This window comes from Sphingomonas changbaiensis NBRC 104936 (assembly GCF_000974765.1).
Taxonomy (GTDB): Bacteria; Pseudomonadota; Alphaproteobacteria; order Sphingomonadales; family Sphingomonadaceae; genus Sphingomonas_B; species Sphingomonas_B changbaiensis.
Genome location: NZ_BBWU01000028.1, coordinates 32,994 through 47,594 on the forward strand (window position 1 = coordinate 32,994; position 14,601 = coordinate 47,594).

Genomic DNA, 14,601 nt, shown 5'->3' on the forward strand with positions numbered 1-14,601 from the left:
CCCGGCACAATCCTCGCCGCGGCATTAAGCGGAATTTTAAGCGATTGAAGCTAGCGACTCCCTTGTGAACACTGCCCTTGCCCGCCCCTTCCCGCAGGAAGACGATTACGACGACCGCCGCACCGGCGCCCGCCATATTTCCGTGCTGCGTGTCGGCCGGACGGTATGGGGTGGTCGCGACCAGCTCTGCGTGGTGCGCAATCTTTCCGCTGGCGGACTGATGTTCGAATGCCTGCACCCGCCCGCGATCGATCAGCGCGTGACGGTCGAGCTCAGGTCCGACAAGCAGATGACGGGCATCGTGCGCTGGGCGAAGTCGATGGCGGCCGGCGTCGAGTTCGACTCCGAGGTCAATGTCGAGCAGATGCTGCGCGAGGAGCGGAGCTCGCTGCTGCGCGTCCGCCCGCGCGCGCCGCGCTTCGTGCGCCGCGGGACGGTCAAGCTGATCGGCGAGGGCGAGCCGGTCCTCGGCGACATTGTCGATATCTCGATCGGTGGGCTCAGCTGTCGCCCCGACCAGCCGCTGCGTCGCGGCGAGCCGATCGTCGTTTCACTGGAGGGAGTCGGCGCGACCAATGCGGAGCTGCGCTGGACCAAGGGCGATGTTGCCGGCATCCGCTTCGACAAGCCGCTGCCCTGGCGCGCGTTCCAGCTCTGGCTGGACAAGGCGCCCGTCTAAACGCGCCTCAGCGTTCGTCGCACCGTCACGACCGGCTCAGCGCCCCAATCATATTTGTACGGCTCCTCGCCGCGTAGAAAATGGAACTCGCGCGCCCCTTCGGCGATCGCAGCTTCGATCAGGCAGGCGAATGCGAGCGTGCCGAAGCTTTGCCTGGGAACCGCAAAATCGACGCCGCTGATATAGGAGTGGAAGCGCTCGGCATCGCAGAAGCCAAGCAGCACTGCACCGATGCGGCCGGCGTGACGAACAACGACCATGCGGAGCAGTCCGGCTTCAGCGAGCGCGGGAGCGGCCGCGCGGTGGAAGGCCTGCACACGGGGGTCGGCGAGCACGCCCGGCTCACCGACTGCCGCCCAGCGCGCCGCGTGCAACGCGAACATCGCCTCGATCGCGTCGGGCACCTCGTCGGCCTCGGCCAGCTTGACGGACAGGTCCGCCACGTCGGCGGCGCGGTGGCGATCGTGCGCCAGCTTGCGGCGTTGGGTCTTCGACAGCAGTGTCGGCAGCTTCTGCCCGGGCGGCAGCGCCAACACCGGGCAGGTCTCGTGCGGCTCGTCCGTCGCGGTCCAGCCGCGCGGCGGCGCCGCGAGCAGCGGTGAATCGGGCCGCAGGTCCGGAAGCATGAGTTCGTCCCAGGCGAACGGCGCCGCGGCAACGGTCTCGAGCAACTCGGGAACGGCATCGGCCGCGCCGACCATGTCGCAATAATCGCTGTGCCCGGCCCCCGCGGGCACCAGCCTGCGCACGCCGTTATCATCCCACAGGAACAGCGGCAGCATCGCCCGGCCGGGGACGTGTGCGACAAAGATTGGCTGGTCGCTCAGATGGGCAGCCCAGGCGTTGAGCCAGGCGGGCGATTGGAAGGGCGTCGCACGGCTGTCGCTGCGCCACAGATCCCATGCAGCGTCGCCGAGAATCATGGGCGCTGCACCAGCTGGAACCCGGTCGCATCCCAGATCGCGAACGGCCGCTCGCCCGAGCGCAGCACCTCGAAGCCATGGGCGTCCGCCAGTCGGGCTGCCTCGTCCGCATCGGCTGCGGTATCGCCGCGGTATGACCAGTTGAACACGATCAGCGACCCGCCGGGGCGCAGCACGCGCGCCGCCTCTGCGACATGACGGTCGAGCAGCCCGCACGCGACAAGGTAGGGAAAGCTGTCGGCGGCGAGCACTAGGTCAAGGCTCGCGTCGGCGATGCCGTCCAGCCCCTCGCCGTTGCCGACCATGTAAAGGGGCGAGCCGCCCCGCCTTCGCGCTTCGTCGATCATTGCAGGCGACACATCGAGCCCGATCACCTTGGCGCCGCGCTCCGCCATCGCCCGCGCCACACGCCCGATTCCGCAGCCGAAATCGAGTACGTCCTGGCCGGCAAGCGGATGCCATTGCGCCACCACTGTGATCAGTTCCGAAGTCGCGGCATCCAGCAATTCAGGTTCGCCGAGCGAATAAAGCGCGACGCCGGCCTCCGGCGCCTCGATGGCGAGCCGGTCGAACAGCGCGCGGGCGCCCGCAATGCTGGCGGGCGGATCGAGCCCGGCCGCGACAAGCGCCCGCGCCTGCTCGATGCGTTCGGGATGCGCGCGGGCGAGGTCGGCAATCGGCCCACTTTCCGGCAGCGGCGCGCCTTCGAACAACAGGCGCACCAGCGCGATCTGTGGCGACGTCATGCCGCCAGCTCTCGATAGAGACGCAGATATTCATCGGTCATGCGGGCGGCGGAGAAACGCGCCTCGGCGGCTGCGCGGCAGGCGGCAGGGTCGATCTCGTCTAGTCGGCCGATCGCGTCCGCCATGCCCGCTGCATCATCGACGATGAAGCCTGTTACCCCGTCTTCGACCACCTCCGGCAGCGCGCCCGAACGATAAGCGATGACCGGCGTGCCGCTGGCGAGCGCTTCCATAGTGATGAGCGAGCTCGTCTCGGGGGCCGTCGAAGGCGCCAGCAGGCACCGCGCTTCGGCGATCAGCTTCGCCTTGGGGTCTCCAGAAACAGCGCCGACCCAGCGGACCGCCTCATCGAGCGCGGGCGCGACCTGCGTCTCGAAATAACGGCGATGCTCCGGATACGGGTATAGACGTCCGGCCAGCACCAGCGGCACCACGGCGCGGCGCGCGGCGGCGATGGCGTCGTGGAAGCCCTTCTCCTCCGCGATCCGGCCGATCGTCAGTGCATAATCGCCGCGCGCCCCTGCTGGATGGTAGCGGTTGAGATCGACGCCGTTCTCAACGGGCGACAACAGCTGCAGTCCCGCCGGCGCGCGGGAGGCCTGATCGCGCGAGACAGGCAGCAGCCGGACACCTGAGCGGAGCGCCGCGTCCGTATACCAGGCGATCGGCAGATGCATGGTCGCGAGTTGCGGAACCGCGTTTTCGGGCAGATAGGCGTCGAAATCGAGACCGTGATAGTGGATCAGGTCCACCTCGTTCTCCGCGAGCACCGCCGCGATCCGATCACGCACGAAGGCATAGATCTGGGTCCTGGCGGCGTCGCCAATGTCGCCCTCGACGGCTGGCACCAGGTGCAGGTCGCCCGCCACGTACGAGCCCTCGGGCGCGATCACGATCGAGCGGTGGCCGGCCGCGACCAGCGCTCGATCGAGCTGCGCGAGCACCTGCTCCGCCCCGCCTGCCGGATCGGCGGTCACCGGCGCGAACGGATACCCGATGCTGAGCACGGTCAGCATGACGCGGCCCGCTTCCGCCATTCGGCCGAGGTCAGGGCCCAGCCGAAGCCGTCGTAGAGCGCGGCACCGGGCGGCGGCACGGCCGTGAAGTCGTAGCGCGGGGCACGGCGCCACCGCTCCTCGGTCGGACGCCAGCCGCCGATAACCTCTTGCTGCGTCGCATGCGCCCGGATGGCCTCGTCCACGCGCGCCTGCTCCTCCGCGCCGAGCAGCCGGCTGTGCTCGAGCGCGTGCGGATCGGGCCAGAAGCGGCCGAACACGCGCTCGCCGTCGGCCAAATGATAGCAGGCGAACTCGATGACCTCGCCTGGGAAGGCCGCGCGAACGGCCAGCGCGGCCGCATCATGATCGGGATGGCCGCCTTCATAGGGATGCGTGATGACGGCGCGCATCCCGGCGAGGTCCCCGCGCAATCGCTCGATGAGCTCGGCGACCCGGAAGACGAGGTTCTGATCGACGAAGCGATAGGCGAGCCGCCGCGGCGCAGCGCCGAGCGCCGCCAGCGCTGCGTCCAGCTCGCGGGCCCGCGCACTCGCATAGGCTGCGCGCGTGTCGAACCCGAGCCGAGCGGCATCGCGCATATCCCGCGGCGCGCCGTCGGTCAGGTGAATCAGCGTGGCGTTCGACAGCCGGTTGAGCACAGTGCCCAGCCAGAGGCTCTCGTCGTCCGGGTGCGCGACGACGATCGCGACCGGCTCCTCGATCCGCTCGCCCGACGCCAGACGCGTCGCAAAGTCAGGCTGCACGGATGGCCGGCGCGCCGGTGCGGGCAAGCAACTGGATCGCAGAACGGTAGCCGCCGAGCGTGCCCACATCGACATAGCTTTCGCCCGCCTTCACGCCCACCGCGCGATTGCCCCGCGCGAGCCAGGCGTTGACCAGCGTGCCGATATATTCGTCGCCGCGGCCCGGCTCGCACCACAGGCGATAGAGATCGTGGAACACGTGGCCCGGCATCTTGAACGCACCCCAAACCCAATTCGAGCGCGCGCCTTCCTGCTTCACCTGGATTTCCTCGACGGCGCCATCCCCGTCCATGGCCACGGCGTCGAACAGCTCCGGCCGGTCGACGGGGAAGCAGAGGAAAGACAAGCCGTCGTCCGGCAGCCGCGCCAGGCCGTCGTCCGGAAACCAGATCGTGTCGGGAAGGCCGATCAGCACCGGCTCGTCCCTGGCCACCAGCGGACAGGCGCGGAACAGCGCGTCGCACAGGCCGGCCGCCTGGGGCTGGACGACAAACGCCGTATCCACCCGCCCGATGCCGCCGCCATAATAGCTGACAATGTCCGACTTCGACGGCGAGATTACGAAGCAGATCTTCGTCGCCCCGCCCTTCACCATCCGCTCGATCAGATATTCGCTCACCGCCCTGGGCCGCTCGACGCCGTTCGGGTCGATGCGGCTGCCGACCGGCAGCAGTTCCTTGGAAAAGGCGAGCGGCTGGATGCGCGTGCCGTTGCCGGCGGCGGGAATGATGCCCCACATCAGGCGAACTCCCGCGCGGTTTCGAGCAAGCCGACCAGCTCGCGCGCGCGTTCGGCGGAGCTGTGCTCGGCCAGCGTCCGCTCGCGGGCGCGCGCCGCCATCCGCCGCAGCTCGGCATCGTCACGATCGAGTGCGGCGAGCACGTCTTCGGGTTCGGAGACCAGCAGTACCTCCTCTCCCGGCGTGAAGAAAGCGTCCAGCCCATCCCAATTATCAGACAGGATCGGGGCGCCGCAGGCGGCCGCCTCGAACAGCCGGCCGGAGGGACACCAGCCCATCGCGGCCATGTCGCGCCGGGTGACGTTCAGCGTCGCGCGCGACGAGCAGAAGAAGGCCGGGTGATCGGGCGGCGCGACGTGGCGCATGAAATAGATATTGTCCGTCCAGGGAAAATCCTGCGGATAACCGGACCCGCCGAGCACAAAGCGCCGATCGGGTCGTCGCCGCGCCGGTTCCAGGAACAGCCCTTCCACCAGCGCCTGCCGATCGGCCGCGAAGGTGCCGAGATAGGAAAGGTCGCCGCCGAACATGGCCTGCCGCTCGACCGGGCGGTGAACCGCCGGATCGACATGGCCATAGAGCGGCGCTGTGCGGCGCGCGCCCAGCTGCCGTTCGAGCGCGTCGAGCGCGGGGCCGCCGGTATAGCTCAGCACCAGATCGAAGCCGCCCAGCCTCTCAGGCGGCAGATACTCGACCTCCTCGCCGGCAGCGAGACGGCCCAGCGTTACCGGAGTATCGAGATCGTAGAAGACGCGCACGCCGCGCGCCTTGTCGGCGATCAGGCGGCTCGCGGCGACCGCATCGGGGCAATACGAGGTGACGAACAGCGCGTCGGCGTCGAGGAACTCCTGCGTCCGCGCAACGACATCCTGCCAGTCCGAATAGATGACGAGCTGCGCGCCCGGCAATTCGGTCAGGTCACGATGGCCCGCATACCAGGGCACGTCGCGCTCGTAGAAGATGACCTCGTGCCCTTGCGCCACCAGGGCCCGGATCAGCCCGCGCCAGAGCGTCGCGTGGCCATTGCCCCAGGACGAGCTGACGGTCAGGCCGAAGATCACGAGCTTCATTACGCGGCATCCTTTCCGCCGCGTAACGAGGGATCAAAGCGGAGAGTTCCGCCCTCGCAACAGAAGCTTGCGCGCCGCGAAAACGATGGCGAAGGCAACCAGAATGCCGATCGTGTCGGCGATCCAGTCCCGGTAATCGCGGTCGCGTTCGAAATAGGGCTGCAGGAATTCGATCAGCGCGCCAAAGCCTGAAAGCGCGAACGCCGCCGCCCAAAGCCGCGCGCGCGGATAGGCCATCGCGGCAAGGCCCGTCAAAACCGCGAACGTCACCGCATGCTGGCTCTTGTCGCTCGCCGGAATCACGACCGTCACTTTGCGAAGCGCGAAGAACAGGGTGGCGGCGACGGCAAACCAGAAGGCGTATCGAAAGAGGCGTTGCACGGGCAGGTCCGGAGTTGAGGGCGGGCAGAGGCGCCTTAGCGGCTAACCATCGGAATGGGGAGTGCTCCGTCCGGCCACCACCATCGCCCGAGCCGGCCCCCTCCCCGTTCCGGGGAGGAGTGGCTATTGTCTTCCGATGCACCCTCTCGACACCAACCTCCTTCTCCGCGCCTATGCCGCCGGGATTTTCCCGATGGCGGATAGCCGTCGGGCGCGGGATGTCTATTGGGTCGAGCCGGCGATGCGGGGCATTCTTCCGCTCGACGGCTTTCACCTGTCGCGGTCGCTCGCCAAGGTGATCCGGTCGGATCGCTTCACGGTCACCGCCGATCGCGCGTTCGCCCGCGTGATCGCCGCCTGCGCAGAGACGCGCATCGGCGCGCAGGGCACCTGGATCAATCCGCAGATCGAGCAGGCCTGCAATGAGCTCTTCTCGCGCGGCCACGCCCATTCGGTCGAATGCTGGCAGGACGACCGCCTGGTCGGCGGTCTTTACGGCGTCAGCCTGGGCGGCGCCTTTTTCGGAGAAAGCATGTTCTCGCGCGCTCGCGACGCCTCGAAAGTGGCGCTGGCGCATCTGGTCGCGCGGTTGCGAGTCGGCCGCTACCGGCTGCTCGACTGCCAATTCCTGACCGACCACCTCGCGTCACTCGGCGCGATCGAGGTGCCGCGCGACACTTACGTCGGGTTGCTCGGCGAGGCGCTGGGAGATGGCGCCGGCGTCGGCACCGGAGCCGAATTCGGCGCGCTCGACCGCTTCGCTGCCGCCGTGCCCGACGATATCGAGGCTGAGGAAACGCGCACCGTATCGGGCCCGATTTCCGGCCGCGTCATCGTGCAGCTCTTGGGCCAGACGTCGTAGATCGGGTGCTCGACCACGTTCAGCGACGGCGATTCCTTGTACAGCCACCCGGAAAAGACCCGGCGCCATTTCTTGTCGAAGCCCTGCACGTCGACCTGAACGAACGCACCGGTCAGCTGCTGCGCTTCCCAGGGCGCGGTCGTCTCGCAGGCACGCAGCCGCACGATCACGTCCCCGACCCGCACTGCCTGGCCCGGCTTCATCGTGAGGTCGCGCGAGACGCCGTTGCGCTTGTTGAGCAGGCCAAGCACCGCGACCCGCTGGTTCATCGGCGTTTCCTTGGCCGTCACGGGTGGCGCTTCGCTCGCGGCCGGCGCCGGGGCGGCTTTGCGGGTCGCCGCCGGAGATGGTGCAGCTTTTGGCGCGTCGGTGGAAACCGGAGCGGTGGTGTCGTTCTGCAGCGCGACCGCGGCGCCGCCGATTGCAAGCAGCACGGCCGCACCGCCGGCGATCATCCAGCGGTTCATGCCTGATCGGGGCTCCACGCCTCATAGTCGCCGGTCGAGGCAGGGCGAATACCACCGGCCTCCAGCGCCCCAGGCGGGCGATAGGCCTGGTGCGTGCCCGTCAGGTTCGGAATCGGCGGCTTTTGCCAGGGACGCGCGGGCGGCAACGCCCTGTCGGGCACGTCTTCGGCCTGGCCGTGCAACCAGCTGTGCCATTCGGGCGGCACGCGGCTGGCGTCGTTGGAGCCGCTATAGATCACCCAGCGGCGGCGGACGCCGTAGGAATCCCGCTTCTTCGCCTCGAAATAGACGTTCCCCCAGCCGTCTTCGCCGACCTTGGCGCCGCGCAGTTGCGTGTAGATCCAGGTGCCCCAGGTGGCGCCGTTCCACCAGGTGAAGAAGGAAGAGATGAGACCCATAGGCGCGCGTTTAGCGGGCGCGGCGCGCAGAAGGAAGGCTATTCTAATCCTCTCTCCACCGGGGAGCGGGTTTAGATTCGCGCCGTGACGGAAACCGCGAGCGGTCCCTTCCGCCCCTCCGCGATGCGGGCGGTCAGCGGCAGGTCGGGTTCGATTTCCAGGATTCCGGCGCGCCGGAACGTCTCCATGTGCACGAACACGTCGGCACTGTCGGAGTCGCGGATCAGGAAGCCGTATCCCTTCAGCCGGTTGAACCATTTGACCCTGACCGGCTCCGGCAGCCCGGCGCTGTCGGTAAGCTCCAGCGGGTCGACGCGATCGCGCGGTGCGCTCAACAAATCGAGATCGGGGCCGGTCGCGGTGCTGAGATCGAAGCTCAGCAGCCGCCGGGCCTGCAGCCCGCGTTCGCGGCGCACCGCCAGGCATTCGACTCGGGCCCCTTCGGGAAGGCTGCGACGGCCATGATCGCGCAGCACCGAGAAGTGAATCAGCACGTCGCCCGAATCACCGTCGGCGACGACAAAGCCGAAGCCGCGGGTCGCATCGAACCATTTGACGGTGCCGGAATGTCGCTCAAGTTCATGCACTTGGCCGGACAGCGCATCGCCTGCCCAACCGTGCTCGGCGGGCGCATCGAGAACCGATGCTGCAATCGTCTCCATCGTCACGCGACTTAACCCCCAAAGTGCGTGTTCACAGCATAGCGGAAATCGTCGCAGAATCGAAACAAAGATTCATCATGTGTTAACCTAAGTCCATTTCCGGGACATCGCCCGGTCCGCACTGGACGATCCGGCGCGCGACCGCGACGTCGTGGCCGGCGCGCAGCAGGGCCGCGAACGCTTTTTCGCGCGCCGCGCGGTCGGGCACGGCCGGTGCGAACGGACCGATTTTCCTGCGCCGGGCAAAGACCAGAGCGGCCTCCCAGGCCTGCTCGCGCGTGGCGGCTTCGGCCGGCGCCGCGTCGTCCGCGTCGATGCCCGCGGCCTTCAGCGTGGCCGAGACCCGGCGCAGCCCATAGCCGCGGCGCGTCAGTCCGGCCGCGCGGGCGCTCGCAAATGCCGCGTCGTCGACATAGCCGAGCTCGGCGAATCGGCTGACCAGCGCATCGACCTCGGCCGTGCCCTCCCCGCTCCAGCCGCGCTCCCGCAATTTGCGCCCCAGATAGCCGGCCAGTTTCGCGCGGGTGGTGGCGTAGCGCTCGACATAGCGGAGCGCGATCCGCTCGAGCCCGGCAGGATCCAGCGGTCGCGTCCGTCTTGCGTCGGGATCGGTCGGTCGGCTACGCCACGTTTGTGCCACACTCAGGTCCGATTTTGACCGCGGCAGCGAATAAAGAGCAAAGATCGCAGAGCCTCATGCGCGTTGATGTCTAACGGCGGGGGAACTGAGGCAAGGGAAAAGGGCTTCTCGCGATGATGCAAGCGCCCGTTGCACGGAAATCAGGGTCGTACGCGAACGAAATGACGGATTTGAACGCCACGCCGACGGACGATGCGCTGCCGCGCCGTTTTTCCGATTTCGCGACTCTCACCGAAGCCCTCGACTACGCTGCGCGCGGGGTCCGCGGATTCAATTTCTGCGACGCCCGGGGCTCGCTCGCCCGCGCCTATCCCTATTCCGAGCTTCGCCACGACGCGCTGGCGCACGCCTATCGACTGATCGGACGCGGCATCGCGCCGGGTGACCGCATTGCACTGATCGCGGAGACCGGACCCGACTTCGCCGCTTTGTTCTTCGGCACTGTCTATGCCGGCGCGTGGCCGGTGCCGCTGCCGCTGCCGACCTCGTTCGGCGGCGCGTCAGCCTATGTCGACCAGCTGAAGGTGCAGCTCGAAAGCTGCGATCCGGTGATGCTGATCTACCCGCAAGAGCTGGCGAACATGGCCGAGGAAGCCGCGCGCCAAGCCGGCGTCGCCGCCACTTCGTGGGAGTCCTTCGGCGAAGCGGCAGCTCCCCGTGCGCCGCTGCCAGAGGCGCAACCGGAAGACATCGCCTATTTGCAATATTCAAGCGGCTCGACCCGCTTTCCGCACGGCGTCGCGGTCACGCACCACGCGTTGCTCAACAACCTGTCGGCTCATTCCCACGGCATGGAGCTGCAGGACAGCGACCGCTGCATCTCGTGGCTGCCCTGGTATCACGACATGGGCCTGGTGGGCTGCATGCTGTCGCCGGTCGCCAACCAGGTTTCCGTCGATTTTCTGAAGACCGAGGATTTTGCCCGGCGCCCGCTGGCGTGGCTGGACCTGATCAGCCGTAATCCCGGCACCTCGATCAGCTACTCGCCGACCTTCGGTTACGACATCTGCGCCAGGCGCATGTCGAGCCAGACCCGCGCATCGGACCGGTTCGACCTGTCGCGCTGGCGGCTCGCCGGTAATGGCGCCGACATGATCCGGCCGGACGTGATGCAGTCGTTCGTCGACGCCTTCGCAGACGCCGGCTTCAAGGCGAGCGCGTTCCTGCCGAGCTACGGTCTGGCCGAGGCGACGCTGGCCGTCACCATCATGCCGCCGGGCGAAGGCATCGTCGTCGAACTGGTGGAAGAAACCGAGCTGGCCGGCGGCATCGCCGCCAATGACGGGCCGCAGCGCTTCCGCGCGGTCGTCAATTGCGGCCGCCCCGCCAAGGACATGACCGTCGAAATCCGCGACGAGAATGGCGGCGCCCTTCCCGAGCGCGCAATCGGCAAGGTCTGGTGCAAGGGTCCGTCGGTGATGGTCGGCTATTTCCGCGATCCGGAAGCGACCGACGCCTGCCTGGTCGACGGCTGGCTCGACACCGGCGACATGGGCTATCTGTCGGCCGGCTATCTGTACGTCGTCGGCCGCGCCAAGGACATGATCATCATCAACGGCAAGAACCACTGGCCGCAGGATATCGAATGGGCCGTGGAGCAATTGCCGGGTTTCAAGGCGGGCGACATCGCCGCCTTCGCGATCACCACGCCGGGCGGCGAGGAAACGCCGGCGGTGCTGGTCCAGTGCCGCACGTCCGACCTGGAAGAGCGCGCCCGCCTGCGCGACGCGATCCGTGAAAAGGTGCGCAGCATCACCGGCATGAACTGCGTGGTCGAGCTCGTGCCGCCGCGCACGCTGCCGCGCACGAGCTCGGGCAAGCTCTCCCGCGCCAAGGCGCGCAACCTCTATCTGTCGGGCGAAATCCAGCCGCTCGCCGCCTGAACGGCCTGCTTACGCATTGCTAACGATCAGGGCTTAATTCGGGTCGCGTGAAGCGACTCCGGCCCCTGCCCTCCGATACGTCGATCCCGCACAGCTTTGTGCGGACGCTGGCGACGACGATCCTGCTTGCGTCCGTGCTGCCGCTCGGATTGCTTTCCCTGGTGGCGCTCAGAGGGCTGTCGCTGGGGTGGCCGTTGCTGATGCTGCTGGTCGCGACGATCGCGTTCGACGCGATCCTGATCGCGCGCTGCCTCGCCAATGTCCGCGCGCTGGCAAGCGGCACCCATGTGTCGCGCGTGCTCGCCGACGCGGTCAACGGCCCGCGGGTCAAGCTGATCGATCACGAATATAGCGATGCCGACTGGTCGTGGCAGATCGACACCGCCAAGAACCTCACCGGCGTGTCGCCGCGCCTGGCGCTCGCGCTGGGCGACGAAGCGGGCGCGCTTGAGGGCCGTTCCTTCCTGCAGATCCTGGCCGGCGAAACCTGGGAGACCGGCAATTTCCCGGCCGCGCTCCGCACGGTGGCCGACAAAATCAAATATCGCGAAGCCTTCAAGGACCTGATCCTGCCCGTCAGCATCCGTGGCGAGACGCTGTGGTGGGAGCTGACCGGCGCACCGGAACAAGACGAGCGCGGCGGCTTCATCGGCTTTCGCGGCACCGGCACCGACGTGACCGCCGAGCGGCATTCGGCCGACAAGATCAACCGCATGGCGCGCTATGACACGCTGACCGGACTGCCGAACCGGCTGCACGTCTCCGAAGTCGTCGCCGAGGCGCTGGCCCATGCCGAACAATGGCGCAGCCGGTGCGGGCTGATGATCGTCGGCCTCGACCGCTTCAAGAACGTCAACGACACGCTCGGCCACGCGGTGGGCGACATCCTTCTGGGCCGCGCCGCCGAGCGGCTTCAGGCGATGCTGGGCCCGAACGATCTGTGCGGCCGGCTGGGCGGCGACGAATTCGGCATCGTCTTCAACGACGGATCCGACCAGGCCCGGCTCGAAAAGCTGGCGCAGCGCATGATCGACGAGCTGTCGCTGCCCTACGACATCGATCAGCACAGCCTTTATGTAGGCGCCAGCGTCGGCCTCGCGATCGGCCCGCGCGACGGCGCCACGGCGGAACTGCTGATCCGCTCGGCCAATCTGGCGCTGTTCCGCGCCAAGGATCTCGGCGGCGGCACCTTCCAGGCCTATGAGCCGCAGCTGCACGTCGACGCCGATGAACGGCGCGTGATGGAAATCGCGCTTCGCCGTGCCCTCGCCAACGGAGAGCTGCACCTCAATTACCAGCCAGTCGTCACCGGCGAGACGGGCGCGATCGAGGGGTTCGAGGCGCTGCTGCGCTGGACCAATCCGCAGCTTGGCAATGTTTCCCCCGCCAAGTTCATCCCGCTTGCCGAGCAGGCCCGGCTGATCGGCCCGATCGGCGAATGGGTGCTGCGCACCGCGTGCCAGGAAGCAACCCGCTGGCCATCGACGGTGCGGGTCGCCGTCAACGTGTCGTTCGAGCAGCTTCACAATCGCAACTTCGCGAAGCTGGTCGCCGCCGTGCTGCAGGAAACCGGGCTGCCGGCCAGCCGCCTCGAGCTCGAAGTGACCGAAAGCGTGTTCATGAACGAAGCGCCGCACGCTGTCGCCGTGCTGCGGGAGCTGCTCGCGCTCGGCATCAAGCTGTCGCTCGACGATTTCGGCACCGGCTATTCGTCGCTCGGCTATCTAAGCCGCACCAAATTCTCGACGATCAAGATCGACCGCAGCTTCGTCCAGGGCGCGGCCAGCAACACGCCGGAGAACGTCGCGATCATCCGCGCCGTGGTCGCGCTCGCCGACAGCCTCGGCATGTCGACGACGGCCGAAGGCGTCGAGACCGACGACGAGCTCGCGATGATCCGCCAGCTCGGCTGCCGCAAGGTCCAAGGCTATCTGTTCGGCCGCCCGATGAGCGCCGCCGACGCCCGCGCACTGTTCTCCGGCAATGCGCGGAGCGCGGCGGCCTGAGCATTTGATCCGTTTTGACGCCAATGCGGCTTTACTGAATCGCGCATTTGGGTGACCCTCCTCTTTGAAGGGGGAATCATCATGAAGCGATTCTGCGCCTTGCGTCGGGGGACGTGTGCCGCCGCCATTTTGGTCACATCTACATCGGCGTTCGCTCAGGCAGCCAATCCTCTGGACACTGCAGCACTGCGATTCCTGAACGTCCAGATCCACCACAGCGCAGGCCGCTCCTGCGGACAGGCCTCGGATTTCGCCGACCGTTATGTTCGACTGAAGCTGGTGCCTGCCGACGACACATTCGACCCACAAGGCCGGCAAATGGGGTCGCGCTGGCTGGTCTGGAGGGCCCTGATCGCGAAGAAGGCATCGCGGGTCGCCCTTGCGCGAGTGAGCATCAGTAAACCGGAGCTGTCGAGCACGGCCACGCTGGCGAATGTTTCCTGGAATAGCGGCAGAAAGGGCGAGGACGCGCGTTCGGACCTGGAAGTCGAACACTTTCTCACACCATTCTTTCGAGTCGACCCCCAGACCGTCATCAAAGTGACTTTCGATGTTACGGGATCGTCGGGCATCGAGGCTTCGTTCGCGGGAGACGCGCTTTCGATCGTCAACCAAGCCGTCAAAACGTCGGTTGCACCAAGTGACCTGGTGACGCCTGAAAATCTGCCCCAGCTTCAAAGGGGCGCCGCCGCCATCGATCGAGCGGTTTCGCAATTCTTCAATCAAAGGGTCGGCGAGTCCGTTACTCGGACACTGTCATTGGGCGACGGTGAGGTTACGGCAGCCGTCAGTCTTCCCTACGACTGGAGCGTTTTCAAGAAAAAGGATTTCAGGATAGGCAGCTGGCGCCTTGTCGTGGATGGCCCGCGCCCCTCCATCTTCAGCGCGGTTTCACTGGAGCGACCATCAAGATGCGGCATTTCAACGTATGAGCTCAATAGCATCTACAAGTCGATCGCGCCGGAGCAGATCAACAATTTCAAGGTCCGCGATACGGAGACACTGGAAGAGCATTTGTCCGGAATGGAGAGAGTCGATTCGATTTTGACGCAAATCCAGGTGACCGTCGCTGCTTACCCCAACCCGTTTATCCCCTTGACGCAGGTAGTATGATCTAGCACCTTCCTCCCGTTCAAACGGGGGGAAGTCATGCCGAAACTACCGAAGCGCCTGCCTTACGAGTTCATCATCGCCGCTGGGCTGTTGCTGGGGAGCTGTTCAGAAGGCGCCGCGCGCATGTTCACGCGCGATGAAATAGTGGACATCGCCGACGATTCCATTGACGCAAGTGGCGTGAACCAGCGCATGGACCAGCTACAATCCCGGATTGAGGCGATCGAGCAGAAGCTGAACATGGAATAGAGCAATTGAGATATAAGGATA

The 14,601-nt window shown here is 66.8% G+C and carries 16 protein-coding genes and 1 pseudogene; 6 read left to right on the forward strand and 11 right to left on the reverse strand.

Annotation, left to right across the window (positions count from 1 at the left end):
- The first annotated feature begins 64 nt into the window (after positions 1-64).
- The gene (locus tag SCH01S_RS15760) at positions 65-679 is read left to right on the forward strand and encodes a PilZ domain-containing protein (RefSeq protein ID WP_052733817.1); all 615 of its coding nucleotides are present in this window, start codon (positions 65-67) and stop codon (positions 677-679) included.
- Here SCH01S_RS15760 and SCH01S_RS06635 read toward each other — a convergent pair.
- From SCH01S_RS06635 to SCH01S_RS06665, 7 genes are read right to left on the reverse strand one after another with little or no spacing between them, the layout of a single operon-like run.
- Positions 676-1,602: a GNAT family N-acetyltransferase gene (locus tag SCH01S_RS06635; RefSeq protein ID WP_052733818.1), complete on the reverse strand. Its 927-nt coding sequence runs from the start codon at positions 1,600-1,602 to the stop codon at positions 676-678. The two genes, SCH01S_RS15760 and SCH01S_RS06635, sit on opposite strands and share 4 nt — an antisense overlap.
- Positions 1,599-2,348, reverse strand: a complete 750-nt coding sequence (locus SCH01S_RS06640; protein ID WP_046348007.1) for a class I SAM-dependent methyltransferase — start codon at positions 2,346-2,348, stop codon at positions 1,599-1,601. Before SCH01S_RS06640 ends, SCH01S_RS06635 begins: the two co-directional genes overlap by 4 nt.
- Complete coding sequence (locus tag SCH01S_RS06645) at positions 2,345-3,385, reverse strand: glycosyltransferase (RefSeq protein ID WP_046348008.1); 1,041 nt, start codon at positions 3,383-3,385, stop codon at positions 2,345-2,347. The genes SCH01S_RS06640 and SCH01S_RS06645 overlap by 4 nt, the downstream gene beginning before the upstream one ends.
- Positions 3,358-4,110 carry a PIG-L deacetylase family protein gene (locus SCH01S_RS06650; protein ID WP_052733819.1) on the reverse strand — a complete coding sequence of 251 codons (753 nt, stop codon included), beginning with the start codon at positions 4,108-4,110 and terminating at the stop codon, positions 3,358-3,360. Before SCH01S_RS06650 ends, SCH01S_RS06645 begins: the two co-directional genes overlap by 28 nt.
- Positions 4,100-4,849, reverse strand: a complete 750-nt coding sequence (locus tag SCH01S_RS06655; protein WP_046348010.1) for a sugar phosphate nucleotidyltransferase — start codon at positions 4,847-4,849, stop codon at positions 4,100-4,102. The genes SCH01S_RS06650 and SCH01S_RS06655 overlap by 11 nt, the downstream gene beginning before the upstream one ends.
- The gene (locus tag SCH01S_RS06660; protein WP_046348011.1) at positions 4,849-5,919 is read right to left on the reverse strand and encodes a CgeB family protein; all 1,071 of its coding nucleotides are present in this window, start codon (positions 5,917-5,919) and stop codon (positions 4,849-4,851) included. The genes SCH01S_RS06655 and SCH01S_RS06660 overlap by 1 nt, the downstream gene beginning before the upstream one ends.
- A 33-nt stretch (positions 5,920-5,952) precedes the next feature.
- Entirely contained in the window at positions 5,953-6,300 is a 348-nt protein-coding gene (locus SCH01S_RS06665; protein WP_052733820.1) for a VanZ family protein, read from the reverse strand.
- Between the two features lie 136 nt (positions 6,301-6,436).
- Here SCH01S_RS06665 and aat point away from each other — a divergent pair, with 136 nt between their 5' ends.
- Complete coding sequence (gene aat, locus SCH01S_RS06670; RefSeq protein WP_046348012.1) at positions 6,437-7,162, forward strand: leucyl/phenylalanyl-tRNA--protein transferase; 726 nt, start codon at positions 6,437-6,439, stop codon at positions 7,160-7,162.
- Positions 7,163-7,197: 35 nt separating this feature from the next.
- On the opposite strand, the pseudogene SCH01S_RS16060 reads toward aat, so the two are convergent.
- The 4 genes and pseudogenes from SCH01S_RS16060 to SCH01S_RS06685 form a co-directional block, all read right to left on the reverse strand.
- Positions 7,198-7,629: pseudogene (locus tag SCH01S_RS16060) on the reverse strand (DUF2155 domain-containing protein); the annotation flags it as partial.
- Positions 7,626-8,027 (reverse strand): NADH:ubiquinone oxidoreductase subunit NDUFA12, encoded by a 402-nt coding sequence (locus SCH01S_RS06675; protein WP_046348013.1) that lies wholly within the window; start codon positions 8,025-8,027, stop codon positions 7,626-7,628. The gene SCH01S_RS06675 and the pseudogene SCH01S_RS16060, both read right to left, overlap by 4 nt.
- A gap of 71 nt (positions 8,028-8,098) precedes the next feature.
- Positions 8,099-8,689, reverse strand: a complete 591-nt coding sequence (locus tag SCH01S_RS06680) for a cold-shock protein (RefSeq protein ID WP_084689435.1) — start codon at positions 8,687-8,689, stop codon at positions 8,099-8,101.
- Positions 8,690-8,771: 82 nt separating this feature from the next.
- Complete coding sequence (locus SCH01S_RS06685; RefSeq protein ID WP_046348014.1) at positions 8,772-9,329, reverse strand: regulatory protein RecX; 558 nt, start codon at positions 9,327-9,329, stop codon at positions 8,772-8,774.
- 161 nt (positions 9,330-9,490) lie between these two features.
- On the opposite strand from SCH01S_RS06685, the gene SCH01S_RS06690 reads away from it, so the two are divergent.
- The 4 genes from SCH01S_RS06690 (at position 9,491) to SCH01S_RS06705 (ending at position 14,580) form a co-directional block, all read left to right on the forward strand.
- Entirely contained in the window at positions 9,491-11,212 is a 1,722-nt protein-coding gene (locus SCH01S_RS06690; RefSeq protein ID WP_046348015.1) for a fatty acyl-AMP ligase, read from the forward strand.
- Between the two features lie 47 nt (positions 11,213-11,259).
- Complete coding sequence (locus SCH01S_RS06695; protein WP_052733821.1) at positions 11,260-13,218, forward strand: putative bifunctional diguanylate cyclase/phosphodiesterase; 1,959 nt, start codon at positions 11,260-11,262, stop codon at positions 13,216-13,218.
- A gap of 81 nt (positions 13,219-13,299) precedes the next feature.
- Entirely contained in the window at positions 13,300-14,331 is a 1,032-nt protein-coding gene (locus SCH01S_RS15765) for a hypothetical protein (RefSeq protein WP_157032835.1), read from the forward strand.
- Positions 14,332-14,367: 36 nt separating this feature from the next.
- Positions 14,368-14,580: a hypothetical protein gene (locus SCH01S_RS06705; RefSeq protein WP_046348017.1), complete on the forward strand. Its 213-nt coding sequence runs from the start codon at positions 14,368-14,370 to the stop codon at positions 14,578-14,580.
- Positions 14,581-14,601 lie beyond the last annotated feature (21 nt).